Raw genomic sequence first — 18,565 nt, 5'->3', positions numbered from 1 at the left:
CTCCTCACGTGACCTCGCGTCAGTCCTTGGGGACGTTCTCGAGCTCGGCCAACCAGGCGGCGGGACTGGCGTCCGACGGCATCCGCCAGTCGCCGCGAGGTGACATGGTGCCGCCGGCGCTGACCTTGGGACCGTTGGGTAGCGCCGAGCGCTTGAACTGGCTGCTGAAGAACCGCTTGGTGAAGACCTCCAGCCACTTGCGCACGGTCGCCAGGTCGTACGACGCCCGGCGCTCCTCGGGGAAGCCCGGGGGCCACTCCCCTGCGGACTGGTCGTGCCAGGCGTGCCACGCGAGGAAGGCGATCTTGCTGGGCCGGTAGCCGCGCCGGATCACGTGGTAGAGCGTGAAGTCCTGCAAGGCGTAGGGGCCGACGGAGTCCTCGGTCGCCTGGGGCTTCTTGCCGTCCTCGACCGGGATCAGCTCGGGGGTGATCTCCTGCTCGAGGATCTGCTGGAGCACCAGGTCCGCGTCGTCGTCGTAGTGCCTGCCGTCGTGGAGCTGGTCGGTGTCGATCACCCAACGGATCAGGTGCTGGACCAGCGTCTTCGGGACGCCCGCGTTGACGTTGTAGTGCGACATCTGGTCGCCGACACCGTAGGTGCACCACCCCAGCGCGAGCTCGGACAGGTCACCGGTGCCGAGCACGATGCCGCCGCGGTGGTTGGCGAGCCGGAAGAGGTAGTCGGTGCGCAGGCCGGCCTGCACGTTCTCGAAGGTGATGTCGTAGGTCGGCGCCCCGTCGCTGAACGGGTGGTCCAGGTCCTCGAGCATCTGCCTCGCGGCGGGCTTGATGTCGAGCTCCGCGAACGTGCAGCCCAGCGCCGTCGCGAGTCGGGTGGCGTAGGACTTCGTCGTGTCCCCGGTCGCGAAGCCCGGCATCGTGAAGGCGTGGATGTCGCTGCGCGGCCGCCCCAGCCGGTCCATCGCCTTGGCGGCGACGATCAGCGCGTGCGTCGAGTCGAGACCGCCGCTGACGCCGATCACGATCTTCGGCTGACCGATCGCCCGGAGTCGCTGCTCGAGGCCGGAGACCTGGATGTTGTAGGCCTCGTAGCAGTCGAGCGCGAGCCGGGCCGGGTCGTCGGGGACGAACGGGTAGCGATCGACCTTGCGGCGAAGGCCGATGTCGCCGGCGGGCGGGTCGAGGGTGAACTCGATGACGTCGTAGTCACCGGTCTCGACCCTCGCCTGGTGACGATTGTCATTGAAGGTGCCCTGGCGCTGGCGTTCCTGACGCAACCGGTCGAGGTCGACATCAACGACCGTGCGACGCGGGCCGTCCGGGAACCTCTCGCTCTCCCCGAGCAGGTCGCCCATCTCGTAGACCATCGTCTGGCCGTCCCAGGACAGGTCCGTCGTGGACTCGCCCTGACCCGCGGCTGCGTAGATGTAGGCCGCGTTGCAACGGGCACTGGCGCTGCGGGCCAGCAGGTGCCGGTCCTCAGCGCGGGCGATGGTGATCGGGCTCCCCGAAAGATTGACCAGCACGGTCGCACCGGCGAGCGATGCGTAGGCGCTCGGCGGGATGGGAACCCACATGTCCTCGCAGATCTCCACGTTGATCGCCAGACCGGGCACGTCGACCGCATCGAAGATCAAGTCGCGACCGAACGGCACGTCAGAACCGCCCAGTGCGATGGTCTCGCCACGCTGGTCCTCGCCCGAGGCGAACCAGCGGGCCTCGTAGAACTCGCGATAGGTAGGCAGGAATGACTTCGGCGCGACGCCGAGGATGCTGCCGCGATGGATCACCACACCACAGTTGAAGAGCCGGTTGCCCTTGCGCAGCGGCGCACCGACGACGATCACCGGCAGCAGGTCCCGGCTCGCCTCGACGATCTCCGCGACGGCGCCGTACACCGCGTCCAGGAGCACGTCCTGCAGGAACAGGTCGTCGACGGCGTACCCGGTCAGGCCCAGCTCGGGGAACACCGCCACGGCCACGCCCTCGTCGTGGCAGGCCTTCGCCTGTTCGATGGTGCGGGCAGCGTTGGTCGCGGGGTCTGCGATGGCCACCGGAAGGGTGACCGCGGCGACCCGGGCGAACCCGTGGGCATAGGCCGAGTAGAAGTCCACGATGGGAGTCTAGGGAGTGCCGTGTCCCACGCGATGCTGGTTGCTTTCAGCGCACACCGGGCGCCGCCCCATCGGGCAGGTGGCATTGCCCTTGCACGTGCACCTCGTCTGCGGCCGCAGTCACCGCGCGTCGGCAATTCTGGGACCATGGCCGGCGCCCGACAGGGAGCCGAGGCCGTCAAGGCCGAGGCGTCCCATGCCCTCGATGACGGCCGCCGTCGTGCCGCCGGCGGATCGCGGCCCGCCGTCGGCGGCAGCGCCGGCGCCGTACTCGCCCTTCAGCGCAACGCAGGCAACGCTGCTGTCGCTGCCCTGATGGCGGCCAAGGGCAAGGGGCCCAGCGAACGGGCCGTGGTCGAGATCGATGGCGCGCTCAGGGAGATCAAGAAGGACGAGCCGTCCATCGACGTGGTGGAGACGGGACTCAAACAGGCCAAGTCCCTCGGCGTGCCGGTCGATCTGGAAGGACCCAAGCCGCCCGCCTCGGCACTCGCGGTGACCAAGACCGGTTTCGGACCGGGCTCGGTGGCGGCCAAGAAGCCCGTGCCGCCGCCCAAGAGGGTGCCGGCAGTCCCGGCTGCGGCCAAGGCCGGCGCCGCGAAGCCGAAGGTGGCCGGCGGCGCACCCGCAGCCAAGGCCGCCGGGCCCGTTGCGACGGGGGCTGGCGGTGCAGTGGGGGCCGCAGCTCCCGCGCCGATCGCTGCCGACATGCTCCTCCAGCCGCCCGTCGCACCCGTTGGTACGCGGCCGGAGGAGGATCCGGCGTTCGTGCGGGTCACCGGCGGAGTGAAGGGCGTGGCGAAGGACAAGAAGTCCCACCCGACGGCCGCCTCGAAGGCGCAGGAGGCCCAGGGCGCCGCGCTGGCACCGACCGACGACATCGCCGGCCAGGCCAAAGCGGCCAAGGTCGACAAGATGGACTCCCAGCAGGCCGGGACCTTCGACAAGAAGGCGTTCATCGCGGCCGTCAAGACCGCGATCGAGGCGAAGGCACCCAAGACCCTGAAGGAGGCCTGCGACCCGTCCGCCAGCAAGGCGGGCGAGGTCAAGGGTGAGGTCAAGGGCATGGTCGGCCAGGGCAAGGACGACGCCGCCCACGACATCGAGGCGTCGACCGAGGCGGCTCCTGACCAGTCCAAGGCAGTCGCCAAGCCCGTGACGCCGATGTCCCCGGAGAATCCGGGCGCCGCCCCGGCGATCCCGGCGGACGGCGCGGTGCCCAAGCCGGCGCCTGCCGAGCAGACCAACCTCGAAGCGGGCAAGCACCAGGCCGACCAGGAGATGGCCGACGCGAACGTCACCGACGAGCAGCTCGCGAAGTCCAACGAGCCGGAGTTCGAGGGTGCGCTGGCGGACAAGCAGAAGGCAGCACAGCATGCCAAGACCGCCCCGGCTGAGTACCGCCAGGAGGAGCGGGCCACCCTCGCCCAGGGCCACGAGCAGGCACAGGCCGACACCAAGGCCGGGGTCGCGGGGATGCAGGGCGCCAAGGGCGCCGCCATGGCGAAGCTGATGGCTGCGAAGGGCACGACCAAGTCGAAGGACGAGCAGAAGCGCGCCGAGGTCACCAACAAGATCCAGGGCATCTTCACCGCCACCGAGGCGGACGTGAAGAAGACTCTGGAGGGCATCGACCCGAAGGTGGATGCGGCGTTCGAGAAGGGCGAGGCAGGAGCCAAGCAGGCGTTCGAGTCGTACGTCTCGGCCAAGATGTCGGCGTACAAGGCGGACCGATACGGCGGTTGGCTGGGCGGCCTGCGCTGGGCCAAGGACAAGCTGCTCGGGATGCCCGACAAGGTCAACGAGTTCTACGCGGCCGGCCGCGAGATCTACCTCAAGCAGATGGACGGCGTGATCGCCAACGTCGCCGACATCGTGGGCAACGACCTGAAGGCGGCCAAGGAGCGCATCGCCAAGGGACGCGGTGAGATCGCGGCCTACGTCAAGACTCTCTCGCCGGACCTGCGGAAGGTCGGCTCGGAGGCGGCCAAGGAGATCGGCGAGAAGTTCGAACAGCTCGAGTCGGACGTCGACAACAAGCAGAACGAGGTCGTCGAGTCGCTCGCGACCAAGTACGTCGAGGCGCGCAAGGGCCTCGACGAGCGGATCGAGGCACTCCAGGCCGAGAACAAGGGCCTGGTCGACAAGGCGATCGGCGCCATCAAGGCCGTCATCAACACCATCCGCGAACTGGTCACGATGCTGAAGAACACCCTGGCCCGCGCTGCCGCCGCGATCGGCGACATCATCAAGGACCCGGTCGGATTCCTCGGCAACCTGATCGGTGCGATCAAGGGCGGCATCAACAAGTTCTTCGCCAACATCGGCACCCACCTCAAGAAGGGGTTGATGGGTTGGCTGTTCGGCCAGCTCGGCGAGGCCGGCATCGAGATCCCCGACACCTTCGACGTCAAGGGCATCATCAAGCTCCTCGCCTCGATCTTCGGCCTCACCTGGGCCAACATCCGCAACCGGATCGCCAAGCAGATCGGCGAGAAGGCGATGGCGGCCATCGAGAAGGGCGTCGACATCTTCCAGAAGATCGCCAGCGGCGGCATCGGCGCGATCTGGGAGATGTTGCTGGAGAAGCTCGGCGACATCAAGAACATGATCATGGAGCAGATCCAGGACTTCGTGATCACCAAGATCATCACCGCCGGCATCACCTGGCTGGTCTCACTGCTCAACCCGGCCGCCGCGTTCATCAAGGCCTGCAAGCTGATCTACGACGTGGTCATGTTCTTCGTCAACAACGCCTCCCGGATCATGAAGTTCGTCAACACCGTCATCGACGGAGTCGTCGACATCGCGAAGGGCAACGTGTCCTCGGTGGTCAACAAGATCGAGGACGCGCTCGGCCAGATGGTGCCGATCCTGATCGGCTTCATCGCCAGCGTGCTCGGCATCGGCGGCATCGGCGAGAAGATCAAGTCGATCATCCAGGCCCTCCAGAAGCCCTTCAACAAGGCGATCGACTTCGTGATCAAGCAGGGCCTCAAGCTCGCCGGTCCGGTCATCCGCGGCCTGAAGGGGATCGGCGCGAAGGTCAAGGGCAAGGTCGCCGCCGGCAAGGCCTGGGTCAAGGGCAAGGCAGCCGCCGGCAAGAACTGGGTCAAGGACAAGGCGGCAGCCGCCGGTGCGGGGCTGAGGAAGCTCAAGGACCGGATGCTCGGCATCACCTTCCGGCAGGAGTTCGATGCGGACGGCGAGAAGCACTCGGTCTACTCCAGGAAGGGCGCCCCCAACGTCCTCTACACGGCCTCCACCCCCACCCCGAGCGCGACCGCCGCGCCGACACCCACCGTCAAGGACATCGACCGTCAGTACCGCGCGACGATCGACGACTACGTGGCGACCGTGAAGCGGATCGAGACCGATCCGACTGCCAAGGGCCGGGCGGAAGCGTTGAAGACCCGAGCCGACCAGCTCTTTCACCAGTTGGTCGACGCAACCAGGGCCCACTTCACCACCAAGGCTGGCGGGACCAAGGGGAAGGATCCCGGGAGGAGCGCGCCCGGAATCAGTCCGCCCACCGTCGGCAAGCACGGCGCGAAGCCGCCCAGCAACCGCGGCGGACACTGGCTGCACTGGACCGAGTCCGAGCACGTGATCCCGTTCGCCGTGGGCAAGCAGGTCTGGGCGGCGCTGGAGCAGTACATGCCGTGGCGCGGTTCGCGAGCGGACAACCAGCAGACCACGATCATGATTTACGAGCGTGCCGCGCGCATCAAGACATCGGCCGACAACGCGATGAGCTCCACGGTCAAGAAGTTGCTGCTCAACTCCGGCTTGATCGAACGCATCCGCCGAGGTCGGACCACGGGAGCGGTCGGCCTTTCTGACGCGGACGCCACGGACGCGATCGCCCAGATCCAGGGCGCGGTGGACTACGCCCGCAAGGACGCTGTCGGCCGCACCAACCGCGCCATCCAGGACGAGAACCAGATGACTGAACCCGGCAAGAGCAAGACCAACAGCCAGCGCCGCGGCAACGAGCCACCGAGCCCCGGACCTGGGGCCGTTGCCGCCGCAGCGCAGCAGCAGTTCGACGACATCATGCGGCTGGTGCGCGAGGAGGTCCTGCACGAAGCCGGCGTCGAGGCGAAGGCCGAGCGGATCATGAACAAGCCGCCGACCCGACGATGAGTCGCCGCGCGTGCACCGGTCTGTCCTGCCATGAGCATTGCGAGCAGCCACATCCAGCCCTGCCTGTGGTTCGACGACACCCTCGAGGAAGCCGCGCGCTTCTACACCGGCATCTTCCCGAACTCCTCGATCGGTCACCTGAGCCGCTACTCCGAGGGCAGCCCCGGCGAGCCGGGAACCGTGATGGCGGGCGAGTTCACCCTCGACGGGTTGACCTTCCGCGGGATCAACGGCGGGCCGGCGTTCCCGTTCACCGAGGCGGTCTCGTTCTCCGTCACGTGCCGCGACCAGTCCGAGGTCGACTACTACTGGGACTCGCTGGTCGACGGCGGCGTCGAGTCGGTCTGCGGCTGGCTCAAGGACCGCTACGGCCTGTCCTGGCAGATCGTCCCGGCCCGGCTCTACGAGCTCGTGACCGATCCGGATCCGTCCCGCGCGGCCGCCGCGACGCAGGCGATGCTCGGCATGCGACGGATCGTCGTGAACGACCTCGAGGCCGCTGCGGACTCCGCCGGATCGTCCCCTTCGGCCGGGTGATCCAACACACAGCGCGCGGACGGACTCGACGCGACTAGCCTCATCGTTGTCCTTCAACGAACGTGGACCCAGACTGGGCCGCGAGTCCGAAGAAAGCGAGCTCGACGATGAGCAGCACCCCCGAAGAAACCGCTCCGTACGGCGGCGCCCCCGCGGCACCGGCCATCAAGCGGATCCGTACCCACCACGTGCGCGAGATGAAGCAGCGCGGCGAGCGGATCTCCATGCTGACCAGCTACGACCAGCTGACCGCGCAGATCTTCGACGAGGCGGGCATCGAGCTCCTCCTCGTCGGCGACAGCGCGTCCAACAACGTCCTCGGCAACTCGACGTCGCTGCCGATCACGGTCGACGAGCTGATCCCGCTCACCCGTGCGGTGAGCCGCTCGGTCTCCCGCGCGATGGTCGTCGGCGACCTGCCGTTCGGCTCGTACCAGGCCTCGCCCGAGCAGGGCTATCTCACCGCCGTCCGCTTCATGAAGGAGGGCGGCGCGCACTGCGTGAAGCTCGAAGGCGGCGTCGAGATGGCACCCCAGATCGAGAAGATGGTCCAGGGCGGCATCCCCGTGATGGCCCACATCGGCTTCACCCCGCAGTCCGAGCACACCCTCGGCGGCTACCGCGTGCAGGGCCGGGGCGAGGCAGCCGAGCGCGTGATGCGCGACGCCCTCGCCGTCCAGGAGGCGGGCGCGTTCGCCGTCGTGATGGAAATGGTTCCGGGCGACGTCGCCGCCGAGGTCACCGCCAAGCTCGAGATCTCCACGATCGGCATCGGCGCCGGCAACCAGTGCGACGGCCAGGTGCTCGTCTGGCAGGACGCCTTCGGCCTGCGGACCGGCAAGCTCCCCCGCTTCGTCAAGCAGTACGCCGACATCCGCTCGACGTTGCTCGACGCTGCCCGTGCCTACGACTCCGAGGTCAAGGACGGGAGCTTCCCCGCCCCCGAGCACACCTTCTGATCGCGCCGGAGGCGGCGTACGGTCAGGGCATGCGTCCTCGGGTCGTCGTCCTGCCCTGTTTCCTGCTGCTGCTCGCGGTCACCCTCAGTCCGATCGGACCACCGGTCCGGGCCGAGGCACCCGACCGGGTCCAGGCCGCTGCCGGCTTCCGCGTCGACGTCATCGCGTCCGGGCTCGACCATCCCTGGGAGGTCCAGCAGCTGCCGACCGGCCAGCTGCTGGTGACCCAGCGGACCCGCCGCACGCTGACGGTGATCAACCCCGCGAACGGCCGGAAGCGCAACCTGCAGTTCCCGAGCGCGAGCGTGTGGGCGTCCGGCGAGACGGGCCTGCTCGGACTCGAGATCGACCCGCGGTTCACGGACAACCGTCGGATCTACACCTGCTCGGGTTGGCAGAAGTCCGATGGTTCCCACGACATCCGCGTGATCGCGTGGCGGCTCGACACCGGACTGACCCGGGCCGTGCTCGACGAGGTCCTCGTGTCCGGGATCCCGTCCGTCACGGGCAGGCACGGGGGTTGTCGTCTCCTGATCGCTCACAGTGGTGCGCTGGTGATCGGTACGGGTGATGCCGCTGTCGGGACGAACCCGCAGGACCTGAACTCACTGGGCGGCAAGGTCCTGCGGGTCAGCCGCTTCACCGGGCGTCCGGTGCCCGGGAACCACTGGTACGGCAGCACCGGGAATCGCCGTTCCGTCCTCAGCTACGGGCACCGCAACGTCCAGGCCCTCGCGCAACGAGCCGATGGTTCGCTGTGGGCCGTCGAGCACGGCACCGACCGCGACGACGAGATCAACGTGATCGGCAACGGTCGCAACTACGGCTGGAACCCCGTCCCCGGCTACAACGAGACTCGCCCGATGACCGACTTCTCGCTGCCCGGCGCGCAGGTCGCGGCGCGGTGGAGGTCCGGCTACCCGACGATTGCCCCGTCCGGCGCGGACTTCGTGGCGGGGGCCGCCTGGGGTTCCTACCGCAACGCCCTCGCCGTCGCGGTGCTCAAGGGCCAGCGGCTGATGTTCGTGAAGTTCGACTCGGACGGTCGGCTGGTCTGGACCCGTTCACCGACGGAGCTGCGTCGGTACGGCCGTCTGCGCGACGTGACAGCCACAGCGGCCCACTCCCTGCTCGTCACGACCGACAACGGCAGCGGCCAGGACGTCGTGCTCCGCATCAGGCCGCCGGCCTGATCGAGTTGGTCAGGTGAGAGTGACCCAGGGGTCACTCTCACCCACCCAACTCAGGCTGCGGGGACGCCCAGCAGACGGAGGTCACGCGCGACCCGGTCAGGTTCGTCCCTCAGTTCGCGTGCGGTGCAGCGGACGACGACCCGGTTCGGCGAGGTGAGGGCACGCTGCCGAGCGAGGTCGTCCTCCCAGCTCTCCACGTCCATGTGGAAGGCGCCATCCACCTCGAGGTCGAGGATGCGTCCGTCGGCCAAGCGCCACTGGCAGTCGGTGAAGCGCACCCGTCCAGAAGAGTCTCGCCGCCGCACCTGCCTTATTGGCAGCGCCAGTCCGAACTGCTTGCACATCCGCCGCACGTCGATCTCGGCCACCGAGTGCGCCCCGCCCGCAATCTCGCGCAGCGCTCGGCGGAAACGGTCGGCGCCGCGCAGGGGGCGAAGACGATCGATCCACTCGAGCAGGAGGTCTGGCGACGACAGGCGCTGTTGAACAGTCGCAGCAAGCACCCCTTCTGCCGTTCTGGTCGACCCTTGAGCAGCAGCAAAGCGCAGCATCGCCGGCTCGATTCGGCACCGGGGAAGGCCAGTCCCCGGTCGCCTCCACTCCTCGAGCGGCCTACGGGTACGGGCGAAGCGGATCCCCTGATGCCCAGCGCCGACGCCGGCGTCGGCGCGCACCAGGATCGTGACGTCGTCGCGATACCAGTTCCGCAGGCCCGCAACCTCGGCCGCGGTGAGATCTCCGACCAGCGCGCCGGGGCCCCCGTGGAGGACTCCCAGCCACATCAGCTGCTCACGGGACAGCTCCCCGGTCGTCGTACCGATGACTGTCGGCGTGTGCGCCACCCAGCGTTCGGTGTCGATGCGATGGCGGATCGCCCAACGGTCGACGCCGAGCTCGGCGAGCTGGGCTCGCGTCAGCAGTCCACACTGAGCTGCGGCGCGGCGCTTCCAGTTCTCCAAGGACATGGCGAAGAGCCTGCCCGGATCTGAGTTGCGACGTGGCGCTCCTCCACAGCCCCGAGTCGTGTGGTTGAGGGTGACCCACAAGTCACTCTCAACCACACGACTCCGCGTCAGGCGAGACCGCGGCGGGCGAGCAGCGGCTCGATCGGCGCCGGGCGGCCCCGCCACTCCTCGTAGGATTCGAGCGGGTCGCGAGTGCCGCCGATGCCGATCACGTGGCGTCGGTAGAGGTCGCCGTTCTCGCGGGTGAGTCCGCCGTTCTCCTTGAACCACGCGACAGTGTCGGCGTCGAGCAGCTCGCTCCAGATGTAGGAGTAGTACGCCGAGGCGTAGCCCGAGCTGAAGCTGTGGGCGAAGTACGACGTCGCGTACCGCGGCGGCACTGCCGCGTTGTCCAGCCCGACGGCTGCCAGCGCCTGCTGCTCGAATGCGGCCACGGCATCCGGGTCGGTCGGGACCTCGTCGGGTGCGAGCTCGTGCCAGGCGAGGTCGAGCAGCGCGGCCGCGAGGTACTCGCTGGTGCCGAAGCCCTCGTTGAACGTCTCCGCGGCCACGATCCGGGCCACCACGTCGGCCGGGATCGGCTCACCGGTCTCGTGGTGGAGGGCGTAGCTGGCGAGCACGTCGGGCCACAGGATCCACATCTCGTTGACCTGGGACGGGTACTCGACGAAGTCGCGGAACACCGCGGTGCCCGAGAATTTCGGATAGGTGGCGCGGGCGAGCAGGCCGTGCAGCGCGTGCCCGAACTCGTGGAACAGCGTGCGGGTCTCGTCCCAGGTGAGCAGCGTGGCCTGTCCCGCCGCCGGCTTGGGGACGTTGAGGTTGTTGACCACGACGGCGCTGTCGACGCCGAGCAGCTCGGACTGGCTGACGAAGCTGCTCATCCAGGCCCCGCCGCGCTTGGAGTCGCGCGTGTAGAGGTCGAGCAGGTAGAGCCCGATCGGTGTGCCGTCCTGGCTGACCTCGAAGAGCCGGACGTCGGGGTGGTAGCCCGGCAGGTCGGGGCGCTCGACGAAGGTCAGTCCGTAGAGCCGCTCGGCGGCGAAGAAGACGCCGTCGCGCAGGACCCGCTCGGCCTCGAACCACGGGCGCAGCGCGGCCAGGTCGACGTCGTACTGGGCGGAGCGGACCTTCTCGGCGTAGAACGCCCAGTCGGCGGCCTCGACCGCGAACCCGGCCTCCGCGGAGAGGGCTTCCTGCTCGCGACGAGCGTTGCGGGCAGCCGGTGCGGCCAGGCGTTCGAGCAGGGAGCGGACCGCTTTCGGGGTGCCGGCGGTGTTGTCGGCGGTCACGACGGCGGCGTGGTTGTCGAAGCCGAGGAGTCGGGCGCGCTCGGCCCGCAGTCGCAGGATGTCCAGCGCGATCGCGCGGGTGTCATGCGCACCGCCCCGGCTCCCCCGCGCGCGCTGCGCCTCGGACAGCCGGCGCCGTACGTCGCGACCGGTGAGCGCTGCCAGGTGCGGGTGGGCCGTCGGGAGAACCAGCGTGAGGAGGTACTTCCCCGTGAGCCCCCGGGCCTCTGCGGCGGCGGCCGCGGCCGAGATCTCGCCGTGGGTCAGGCCGTCGAGGTCGGCGACGTCGTCGATGACGACGGCCAGGTCGTTGCTGTCGGCCTGCAGTGCGAGCTCGAAAGCCGTCTCCTTGCTGGAGATCTCCTCGTTGAGCGCGCGCAGTCGCTGCTTCTCGTCATCTCCCAGGGCAGCACCGGCCAGGCGGAACTCGATGATGTAGCGCTCGACGAGGTACGACGCCTCCGGGGCCAGGCTGCTCCGCTGACCCTCGACCACCTGCAACCGCGCCCACAGATCGGCGTCGAGCAGGATCGCGTCGCTGTGCGCCGCCAGCCGCGGAGCGAACTCGGCGCGGACGGCGTCGACCGCAGGGCTCGAGTCGGCGCTGGCCTTGTTGGAGAAGACCCGGAGCACCCGGGTCAGTCCGATCCCGCTGCGTTCCAGCGGCACGAGGGTGTTGTCGAAGGTGGCCGCGTCCGGGTTGCCCGTGATGGCCGCGATCGCCCGGAGCTGGTCCGCCATCGCGACCTCGAGCGCAGGCCCGTAGTCGCCGTCGGAGATGTCCGCGAAGCGCGGCAGCTGGTGCGGGAGATCGCTTGTTCCGAGAAGTGCTTCCGAGGTCACCAGATCACTCTAGGTGTGATGTCCAGCGGGGTCGTCCATCACATCCGGGGGCCGGATCGGTGCTGCGGGACCTGTGGCACGATCCGGGCATGCACGCCGACGATGCTCACGTCCGCTCGCGCAGGAACCTCAAGCACCAGCGGGTCTCGCGTGTCGAGGTCGAGGGGCCGGTGTGGTTCATGGCCCCGACGGTCACCAAGACCGCGCTGCGCATCGGCGCCTTCAGCTACTTCGTGGGTGGCGTCATCGACTCCTGTGCCGAGATCGGTCGCTACTGCTCGGTGGCGGCAGGCGTCCGGATCGGGGAGCCCGACCACCCGACGAGCTGGATGTCGACCTCGCCGTTCCAGTACGACGAGGGCCGCTTCGGCTGGCATCCGGACGCAGCGGACGGCGTCGCGGTCGCCCCGCACGACTTCCCCCGCGGACCGGCGGTCATCGGCAACGACGTGTGGATCGGCGCCAACGCCATGATCCTGCGCGGTGTCACGATCGGCGACGGAGCGGTCGTCGCCGCCGGTGCCGTCGTGACCAAGGACGTGCCGCCGTACTCGATCGTGGGCGGCGTGCCTGCCCGGGTGTTGCGGCCCCGGTTCGACCAGGACCTGGTCGAGGAGCTGCTCGACGTCCAGTGGTGGCGGTTCAGCCCCAACCAGCTGGCCGGCCTTCCGTACGACGACCCGCGGGCTGCCGTCGCCGAGCTCCGACGCCGAATCGACGAGGGCCTGACGCCGTACGACGGCGAGTGGCGCGTCTACGAGGCGGAGACCGACCGAGCGCCGGAGCCAGCACCCGCCGCGCCGCCCGGAAGGCGGCGGTGGCGCGACGCCGTCCGACGGCACTGATCAGGCAGTCGGCTCCGCGGCAGCTGCCTCGACCGTCGGCGCGGCAGCGGGTTCGGGAGCGGGTTCGGGAGCCGGTTCGGGAGCCGGTTCGGGAGCCGACTCGGCCGGGGGTGCGGCCGCGGGCTCGACACTCGGCGCGGGGGGCTCCTGCGCGGCGGGCTCCAGGGCAGCGGTCGGTTCCGGTGCCGGCGCCTCGGCAGGCGGGTCGACCGGAGCGGGCTCCGGCTCGGTGGACGGCTCGGGGTCCACGGTGTCCGCCGACCCACCGGGGTCGCCCGGATCACTGGGATCGACGGTTCCGTCACCGTCGGGAGGACCCGGGTCGACAGGAGGCGGAGCCGCTTCCTCGCCGGGTGCACCGTCACCGGAGGCAGCCTTCGTCGCCGTACCACGCAACCGCGCCGCGGGCTCCAGGCGAGCGCAGTCACAGATCTCGGCGAGGTCCTCGGGGATCGGGAACGTGCCCGGGATCGGGAGGAACACGGGCAGCGTCGCCATCTCGTCGGCGTACACGGAGGCCAGCTGCAGCACCGTCGCCGCGAATCCCGGCGTGTGGTGGTAGCTCCCGAGTGCCTCGGTCAGGACCTTCCGGTCGGCCAGGTCCCGACCGCCGGCACACAGCACGACCGCTGCAGCGAGTGAGGCGTCGTCGACGTCCTGCGGGTTCCGGACGTCGTCACCGTCCGCGTCGACCGCCACCGCGGCCCAGGTGGCCGGCAACAGGCCGAACGGCCCGACGGGCGCGTCCCACCTCAGGTCGTGGTCGATCTGGCCGGCATCGGTGTCGTCGATCGTGCCGCGGCCGCCCTTGCCGTCGAGCGACGGACCGACGATGGCAGGCGTGACCAGGCCGTTCACGTCGACCTTGTGGGACGCCGACTCGCCGAGGCCGTGGTTCGACTCGATCCGCGCGATCGCGGCGAGGGTCAGCCAGTCCAGGTGACAGTCGGCCGTCAGGTTGATGATCGCGGCAGCGCGCTGATAGGCGGCCGAGGTACCGAGGGGGGCATCGAGCAGGGCACCCGGGTAGCGCGCGGCGAGCGGCGCGCGTCGTACGAGGGCAATCGGCTGCACGAAGGCGGGGGCAGGTTCGACCGCGGCCGGGACCTCGGCCTCGACCTCCGGGACCGATGTGGTCGGGGCTGCCGGGGCAGCGGCGGGTGTTGTGTCCGGGGACGTGATCTGGTTGACCAGACCGGTCTGCGCGACCACGACGGCGAGCACGGCAACGAGCACAGCAGCGAACCCAGCGACGGCCATTCTGCCCGGCCACCGTGACGCACGGTGCCTTCGCCGCTGGATGAGCTTGGTGGCGACCCCCATAGTCACCCTCCTCGGTCCGGTCGGAGACATCCCAGCGTGCGCCTGATTCGGCCGTCACGCACCCGTTTCGCCGAGATCTGCCCCTTCGGCCTTCGTTCTTTCCCCTTCGGCGCCGACGAGCGCGGCATGTGCGGGGATCACCCGACGGTCGCCGGGACGCTGGATGAGAAGATGCGCGGGTGGCTGAGCTGACCTTCCGAACGGGAACGATGGACGCCGGGAAGTCGACCCTCGCCCTGCAGACCAACCACAACCACGCCGCTCGTGGGCGGATCGGTCGGCTGTTCACCTCGCACGACCGGGCCGGAGCCGCGAAGGTCTCGTCCCGGCTCGGCCTGACCGCCGACGCCCTCGAGGTCGCGCCCGGCTTCGACTTCTGGCGCTACACCGTCGACGCCCTGACGCAGGGAGCCCGGATCGACTACTTCATCTGCGACGAGGCGCAGTTCTACACCTCCGAGCAGGTCGACCAGCTGGCCAAGGTCGTCGACGAGCTGCAGATCGACGTCTTCTGCTTTGGCATCCTCACCGACTTCCGCACCCGCCTGTTCCCCGGCTCCGCCCGACTGGTCGAGATCGCCGATCGCACCGAGGTGCTCCAGGTGGAGGCCCTGTGCTGGTGCGGTCGGCGGGCCACCCACAACGCCCGCACCGAGAACGGCGTGATGGTCACCGAGGGCGAGGTCATCGTCGTCGGCGATGTCGAAGGCGACACCCCGACCCATGTGCACGACGACGTGGACGACGAGGTGGACGTGGCCTACGAGGTGCTGTGCCGCCAGCACCACCGGCGCGGGTTGACCGCGGCGCGGGCGCGGGCCGTCAGCCTCTCCCCCGAGCCGCTGCCCTTCCTGTAGCCGCAGCCAAGGCGTCGAGTAGCCGCGAGTAGCCGCGAGCGCCCGCGAGCGCCGTGTCGGGACGCCTCACTCGTCCTCGAGGCTGGTGCCCACGGGCAACGAGAAGCCGCCCGCCATCAACTCGTCGAAACCGCCGAGGTCAGGCACCACCTGAACGCACGTGTCGGCGCTGACCTCGCAGGCAAGCAACTCGACCGGCCCCGTCCCTGACCGGCTGGCGATGACCGCGACCCGATCGTTGTCGAGCCACTCGTAGCCCGAGGCGAAAACACGGTCATCGACGCCGATCTCCAACCTCTTCCCCGTCATCGTGTCGTAGACCCGCAGCTCGTCGGCGTCGAAAGTGACGCGGCTGCCATCCGGCGAGAGCATGGCCACGCTGCCTGCGACCCCGTCGATCACGACGGGAGCCGTGGCATCGCGCTCGACCAGGTAGCGGTCGTCGCCGGACCACACGAGCGCCCCGTTCTCGACGGCCAGCAGCTCGGCACCGGATTCCGAGGATCCGATCTGCCACTGGTCGCCGCTCTCGACATCGATCACGTCGTACTTACCGTCCCGCTCGACGTAGAGCGCACCGGAGTCCAGGGCCACCACTCGGGTGTCCTTGCCGACTGGCACGGAGCGCACCCGACGATCGAGGCTCTGGTCGTGGACGACGGCCCGTACACCGCCCGGTGTCGGCTCCAGCCATGCGACTTGCCCGGTCTCGGTGTCCGACACCAGATGCGGGGTGGCCTGCGTCTGGCCGATGGGTCGCACTTCTCCACCGATCACCGACCACACGTTCGCGGCGTCGTCGACGGTCACGAATCCCACGCGGGTCCGCACGTGGGCACGGACCAGGTGCCCGACGTCGACGCTGCCCACTGGCGTGTGGAGCTCCTCACCGACGCCCCAGCTCATGCCGGAACCGTCGACGGGCACGCCGGTCCAGCGCGTGCGATCGTCGGCCCCATCGCCCGACCCGCTGGCGAGCACGGCGACTCCGCTGCCCAGGACCGCGACGGCGGCGAGGCTGGCAACACCCATGACAGCCCGGCGACGTCGTACAACACGGTCACCGGCGGCGGTGACCGCATCGAGATCGAGCGCCGCGAAGTCGGCGTCTGCGGCGCGGTCCATCAAGGTCTTCAGCTTCTCGGTCATGCCAGCACTCCTTCGGAGGTGACCAGGTCGTGGATGTCGAGCTCATCGCCCATCAGGTCGCGGAGCTTGGTGAGCCCGGCCGAGGTCTGGCTCTTGACCGTGCCGACGGCGCAACCGAGCACCTCGGCGGTCTGCCGTTCGGTGAGGTCCTCGTAGAAGCGCAGCACGATGACGGCCCGCTGCCGTGGCGGCAGCTGGGCAAGCGCCTGCATCAGCGAATGCCGTACGTCCAGCGCGTCGGCGTGACCACCCGTGGCCCGGTCTGGCACTGCACCGGTCGCCCGTTCGCCGTTCCAGCTCCGCTTGCGGAACCACGTGATCGCGGTGGTCGTGATCGCCTTGCGGGTGTAGGCCTCGGCATTCGCCGGGTCCCGCAGCCGCGGCCACGCGACGTACGTCTTCGTAAGCGCCTCCTGCACCAGGTCCTGCGCCAGGCCGACATCACCCACCATCAGGTAGGCCGCACGCTGCAGGGCCGACGAGCGCGCGGCGACGAACTCCGCGAAGGCTGCTCGATCGCGTGCCATGGTTGACTCCGGTTCCTCGGGGCGCCGTGTCGCGCCGGTCAACCTCCCAGACGACTCGAGCGGCCGAAAGGTTCGGTCAGTCCAGGAGGACCGGGATCAGCATCTCGTCGGGCGTGAGCGATCCGTGCATGCCGATCAGCTTGGACTCGTAGGGGAATCCCTCGGTCGACAGCACCGCGAAGTCACCCCGGCACGCAACGACCACGTCGCCGATGCGAGGCAGGACCGACGGGTCGACCGGACCGAACCAGCCGCGGGTGATCGCCTCGCCGCGCGTCATCACCTCGGCCCGCTCGCCCAGCACGGACCGCCAGGTGGCGACGACGTCGGGGACGGCGCCACCGCTGCAATAGAGGTGGCGGAACCGCGCCTCACCGCCGACCAGGGCGACCCCCGAGCGGAGGTCGTCGTTGTTGTTCACGTCGATCCGCTCGCTGGCTGGGACGTCGACCATGCCGTGGTCGGCGATCACCAGGAGCCGACGGTCTGGCGGGAGCGCGTCCCGCAGCTGCTCGGCCTCGTGGTCGATCATCGCCAGCTGCTGCAACCACTGGCTCGACGCGACCCCCCAACGGTGACCGGTCCAGTCCAGGTCGCCGTCGTAGACATAGGTCAAGGTCGGCTGCCGCGGAGCCGGGCGGGACGCAGCCACCACGGCCGCGATCCGCTCGCCGACCCGGTCGACGCCGACGTAGTCGGCGCCACGGTGTGCGGCGACGGTCAGGCCGCTGCCGTTGAACTCACGCTTGTTGACGACGGTGACCCGCACGCCGGCGTACTGCAGCGACGTGAACGCCGTCTGGTGCGGCTGCCACTGGACCGGGTCCACGTCGCGGTCCCACAGCAGCGCGTTCAGCAGCTCGTTCGTGCCCGGGACGCGAGTCGTGAAGCCGATCAGACCGTGGGCGCCCGGCGTCAGGCCGGTGCCGAGCGACGTCAATGAGGTCGTGGTGGTCGAGGGCACGCCTGCCGTCATCGGCGAGGAGCCCGCCAGCAGCGAGGAGAGGTACGGCGCAGCATGGGCGTAGCGCTCGAGCAGGCGGGCGCCGAGGCCGTCGATGAGGAACACGACGTACGACGCCGCGTCCGGAAGGGTCAGCCCGGTCGGGGCCGGGCCGAGGGGGCTGCCGAGCGCGTGCGCCGCGGCCGGTACGACGTCGCCCAGTGAGCGCACGCCGTACGCCGGCTCGCAGAAGCCCTCCACGCCCGTCTGCTCCACGACCACCGCGATCTCAGCCCCGGGTCAACGCGGAGAGCGACGCAGCGAAGGAGAGGAGTCCCCCGACCGCGTCGTTGCCGTCGGCGGCGGCCGACACCCGGAGCGAGAAGTCGTCGGAGGAGAGGCTGCCCGTGTAGCCGTGGTCGGCATCGCACTGCGGGTCGGCACAGCCGGCCGGCTCCAGGTCGACCCGGCTCACCGCGCCCCAGCCGATCGTCAGCACGGCCTCGGCCGGCGGCGTGGGGCCCGCGGTCGGGTTGGTCGTCATCCGGGTCACCACGACCGACGCGACCGCCCGGAGACTCACGGCCTCGGTCGACGTCGAAGTGTAGGGCTCGGGCAGCAGGTCGTCACCGGCGTGCTCGTCGGTGTGCGCGAGGATCAGCCGGCTCGGCGTGAGGACCACGACCGTCTGGTGCCGCCGGACCTCGTCCCGCTCGAAGGTCGGCTCGTGGTGGACGTAGTACGACACGACCGCTTCGCCACCCAGGGCGCCGGTCACGGCGTCGGCGACCACCTCGGGGTAGTAACCGGTGCGGTTGATCGCAGTCTGGAGATCGGCGATCCGGTCCGGTTCGTCGCCACCGCGAAGACGTGCATTCGGCATGCACGCATCCTCGCACGGCCGCCCGA

The 18,565-nt window shown here is 69.6% G+C and carries 14 protein-coding genes; 6 read left to right on the top strand and 8 right to left on the bottom strand.

The annotated features are described in order from the left end of the window. Positions 1–19: 19 nt before the first annotated feature. Positions 20–2,077, bottom strand: a complete 2,058-nt coding sequence (locus ASD84_RS12970) for an NAD(+) synthase (RefSeq protein WP_056711208.1) — start codon at positions 2,075–2,077, stop codon at positions 20–22. A gap of 147 nt (positions 2,078–2,224) precedes the next feature. Here ASD84_RS12970 and ASD84_RS12965 point away from each other — a divergent pair, with 147 nt between their 5' ends. The 4 genes from ASD84_RS12965 (at position 2,225) to ASD84_RS12950 (ending at position 8,912) form a co-directional block, all read left to right on the top strand. After that, on the top strand, positions 2,225–6,223 hold the full coding sequence (locus ASD84_RS12965; RefSeq protein ID WP_056711205.1) for a hypothetical protein: 3,999 nt from the start codon (positions 2,225–2,227) through the stop codon (positions 6,221–6,223). A gap of 30 nt (positions 6,224–6,253) precedes the next feature. Next, the gene (locus ASD84_RS12960; protein ID WP_056711204.1) at positions 6,254–6,760 is read left to right on the top strand and encodes a VOC family protein; all 507 of its coding nucleotides are present in this window, start codon (positions 6,254–6,256) and stop codon (positions 6,758–6,760) included. A gap of 107 nt (positions 6,761–6,867) precedes the next feature. Further along, entirely contained in the window at positions 6,868–7,719 is an 852-nt protein-coding gene (gene panB, locus ASD84_RS12955) for a 3-methyl-2-oxobutanoate hydroxymethyltransferase (RefSeq protein WP_056711202.1), read from the top strand. A 29-nt stretch (positions 7,720–7,748) separates the two neighbouring features. After that, positions 7,749–8,912 carry a PQQ-dependent sugar dehydrogenase gene (locus ASD84_RS12950; protein ID WP_056711201.1) on the top strand — a complete coding sequence of 388 codons (1,164 nt, stop codon included), beginning with the start codon at positions 7,749–7,751 and terminating at the stop codon, positions 8,910–8,912. A 50-nt stretch (positions 8,913–8,962) separates the two neighbouring features. On the opposite strand, the gene ASD84_RS12945 is transcribed toward ASD84_RS12950, so the two are convergent. Together ASD84_RS12945 and ASD84_RS12940 are read right to left on the bottom strand one after the other, a co-directional pair. After that, positions 8,963–9,877 carry a hypothetical protein gene (locus tag ASD84_RS12945; protein ID WP_056711199.1) on the bottom strand — a complete coding sequence of 305 codons (915 nt, stop codon included), beginning with the start codon at positions 9,875–9,877 and terminating at the stop codon, positions 8,963–8,965. 107 nt (positions 9,878–9,984) lie between these two features. Continuing rightward, positions 9,985–12,012 (bottom strand): M3 family metallopeptidase, encoded by a 2,028-nt coding sequence (locus ASD84_RS12940; RefSeq protein ID WP_200954559.1) that lies wholly within the window; start codon positions 12,010–12,012, stop codon positions 9,985–9,987. 89 nt (positions 12,013–12,101) lie between these two features. Here ASD84_RS12940 and ASD84_RS26105 point away from each other — a divergent pair, with 89 nt between their 5' ends. After that, positions 12,102–12,857 (top strand): CatB-related O-acetyltransferase, encoded by a 756-nt coding sequence (locus tag ASD84_RS26105; RefSeq protein WP_056914053.1) that lies wholly within the window; start codon positions 12,102–12,104, stop codon positions 12,855–12,857. Here the strand turns inward: ASD84_RS26105 and ASD84_RS12930 are convergent, their stop codons facing one another. Further along, positions 12,858–14,117, bottom strand: a complete 1,260-nt coding sequence (locus tag ASD84_RS12930) for a hypothetical protein (RefSeq protein WP_056711195.1) — start codon at positions 14,115–14,117, stop codon at positions 12,858–12,860. A gap of 242 nt (positions 14,118–14,359) precedes the next feature. On the opposite strand from ASD84_RS12930, the gene ASD84_RS12925 reads away from it, so the two are divergent. Continuing rightward, a complete protein-coding gene (locus ASD84_RS12925) occupies positions 14,360–15,037 on the top strand; it encodes a thymidine kinase (RefSeq protein ID WP_056711193.1) in 678 nt (225 codons plus the stop codon). Between the two features lie 66 nt (positions 15,038–15,103). Here ASD84_RS12925 and ASD84_RS12920 read toward each other — a convergent pair whose 3' ends face one another. The 4 genes from ASD84_RS12920 to ASD84_RS12905 form a co-directional block, all read right to left on the bottom strand. Further along, the gene (locus ASD84_RS12920) at positions 15,104–16,186 is read right to left on the bottom strand and encodes a hypothetical protein (RefSeq protein ID WP_056711191.1); all 1,083 of its coding nucleotides are present in this window, start codon (positions 16,184–16,186) and stop codon (positions 15,104–15,106) included. Continuing rightward, complete coding sequence (locus ASD84_RS12915) at positions 16,183–16,713, bottom strand: SigE family RNA polymerase sigma factor (RefSeq protein ID WP_056711190.1); 531 nt, start codon at positions 16,711–16,713, stop codon at positions 16,183–16,185. Before ASD84_RS12915 ends, ASD84_RS12920 begins: the two co-directional genes overlap by 4 nt. A gap of 76 nt (positions 16,714–16,789) precedes the next feature. Beyond that, the gene (locus tag ASD84_RS12910) at positions 16,790–17,917 is read right to left on the bottom strand and encodes an alkaline phosphatase family protein (RefSeq protein WP_056712145.1); all 1,128 of its coding nucleotides are present in this window, start codon (positions 17,915–17,917) and stop codon (positions 16,790–16,792) included. A 28-nt stretch (positions 17,918–17,945) separates the two neighbouring features. After that, on the bottom strand, positions 17,946–18,539 hold the full coding sequence (locus ASD84_RS12905; RefSeq protein WP_056711188.1) for a DUF5998 family protein: 594 nt from the start codon (positions 18,537–18,539) through the stop codon (positions 17,946–17,948). Positions 18,540–18,565 lie beyond the last annotated feature (26 nt).

The organism is Nocardioides sp. Root682 (genome assembly GCF_001427795.1).
Taxonomy (GTDB): Bacteria; Actinomycetota; Actinomycetes; order Propionibacteriales; family Nocardioidaceae; genus Nocardioides.
Note: the sequence above shows the minus strand (reverse complement) of the source record. Positions and strands in the feature narration are given on the sequence as shown.